3 protein-coding genes are annotated in these 2,141 nt (G+C 57.1%); all 3 read left to right on the forward strand.

Features of this window, described 5'->3' with window-relative positions; genetic code table 11:
* Positions 1-531 (forward strand): cation efflux transmembrane domain-containing protein (locus G403_RS0120390; protein WP_027855615.1); only part of this gene is annotated, 531 nt, incomplete at its 5' end.
* A 3-nt stretch (positions 532-534) separates the two neighbouring features.
* Entirely contained in the window at positions 535-1,047 is a 513-nt protein-coding gene (lspA, locus tag G403_RS0120395; RefSeq protein WP_003821921.1) for a signal peptidase II, read from the forward strand.
* A gap of 21 nt (positions 1,048-1,068) precedes the next feature.
* The coding region (locus G403_RS0120400; protein ID WP_036234900.1) for an ISL3-like element ISPpu12 family transposase at positions 1,069-2,141 on the forward strand (1,073 nt) is incomplete at its 3' end.

Genomic DNA, 2,141 nt, shown 5'->3' on the forward strand with positions numbered 1-2,141 from the left:
CTGCGCTGGTTGCTCGGCATCAATGCACTTCTGTTCGTGGTGGAAATGACTGCCGGTCTGATCGCCCGGTCCACCGGCCTGATTGGAGAATCCCTGGACAATTTTGCCGATGCGGCGGTGTACGGGCTTGCCCTTTATGCGGTTGGACATAGCGTGAAAATGCAGGTACGTGCCGCGCATCTTGCTGGTGTACTGCAACTGATCTTGGCTGTGGGCGTGCTCGTAGAGGTGGTGAGACGCTTTGTATTCGGTAGTGAGCCTGAATCGCTGGTGATGATGGCTATCGCATTCGTCGCATTGATTGCCAATACCAGTTGTCTGCTGCTCATATCCAAACATCGGGAAGGCGGGGCGCACATGAAGGCAAGCTGGATATTCTCGGCCAACGACGTGGTGATCAACCTGGGGGTCATCACCGCCGGCGCCCTGGTCGCGTGGACCGGTTCCAATTATCCGGATCTGATTATCGGCACCATCGCGGGGGGCATTGTACTTAACGGTGCCAGACGCATTTTGGCGTTGAAGGGTTAAATAATGCTCATTATTGGCAAAAAGCTCTCGCCGTATGCCCTATTGTCCATATCGGGCCTGCTGGCAGCGTCTGATCAGGCTGTAAAGTGGCTGGTGCAGCAATCAATGGCCTATGGCGAGTATGTTTCGGTGACCCCGTTCTTTAACTGGGTGCACCTATGGAACACCGGTGCCGCATTCAGTCTTTTTGCGAATGGTGGAGGCTGGCAGCGCTACTTTTTTATCGGAATCGCGGTAGTGGTCTCGATTTTTCTGATCAAGCTGATCCTTGAAAATCGTCATAAAGGAGAAGCCATCGCTTACAGTCTTATCCTCGGTGGCGCCATGGGCAACCTGATTGACCGGGTCTTTCGCGGCTATGTTGTGGATTCCTTTGATTTCTATTGGCGAGACTGGCATTGGCCGGCCTTCAACCTGGCTGATATTGCAATTGTCCTCGGTGCCTTACTTTTCGTTTCCAGCAGCTTGTTGGGTAAAAAAGCAAACACCAATGCCGAGTCGGATGGATCTGACTGACACCTACGCCTATACAACACCATGACCGAACTTCCCGACAACATCCTTCACCTGCCGCAATACCAAGTACTGGGCTGCAAATCAACCGACGACGAAATGCACTTCCAGGTGGACGTGCCCGATCCCATCGCCTGCGAGGAATGCGGCGTGCAGGGTGAGTTCGTACGGTTCGGCAAGCGTGACGTTCCCTATCGTGATCTGCCCATCCACGGCAAGCGGGTCACTCTCTGGGTGGTCCGCCGCCGATACACCTGCCGGGCCTGCAAGACAACATTCAGGCCCCAGCTACCGGAGATGGTGGACGGATTCCGTATGACACTGCGGCTGCATGAGTACGTGGAGAAGGAATCCTTCAACCACCCCTACACCTTTGTGGCGGCACAGACCGGCCTGGACGAGAAGACGGTGCGCGACATCTTCAACGCCCGCGCCGAGTTCCTGGGGCGCTGGCACCGCTTCGAGACGCCCCGCATCCTGGGCATTGACGAGCTATACCTGAACAAGCGCTACCGCTGCATTCTGACCAACATTGAGGAGCGAACCCTGCTCGACCTGCTGGCCACCCGCCGCCAGGACGTGGTGACCAACTACCTGATGAAGCTGAAAGACCGGCAGAAGGTCGAGATCGTCAGCATGGACATGTGGAACCCCTACCGGGCAGCGGTCAAGGCTGTGCTGCCCCAGGCCCGTATCGTGGTCGATAAGTTCCATGTGGTGCGCATGGCCAACGATGCCCTAGAGAGAGTGCGCAAGGGCCTCAGAAAGGAGCTGAAACCGTCCCAGAGCCGGACTCTCAAGGGAGACCGGAAAATCCTGCTGAAACGCGCTCACGAAGTCTCAGACCGGGAGCGCCTCATCATGGAGACCTGGACAGGCGCGTTCCCGCAACTGCTGGCCGCCTACGAGCACAAGGAGCGCTTCTACGGCATCTGGGACGCCACCACACGGCTCCAGGCAGAAGCCGCCCTGGACGAGTGGATAGCCACCATCCCGAAGGGCCAAAAGGAAGTCTGGAGCGATCTGGTCAGGGCAGTGGGAAACTGGCGCGAAGAGACCATGACCTACTTCGAGACGGACATGCCCGTCACCAACGC

Source organism: Marinobacterium litorale DSM 23545, from assembly GCF_000428985.1.
GTDB lineage: Bacteria > Pseudomonadota > Gammaproteobacteria > Pseudomonadales > Balneatricaceae > Marinobacterium_D > Marinobacterium_D litorale.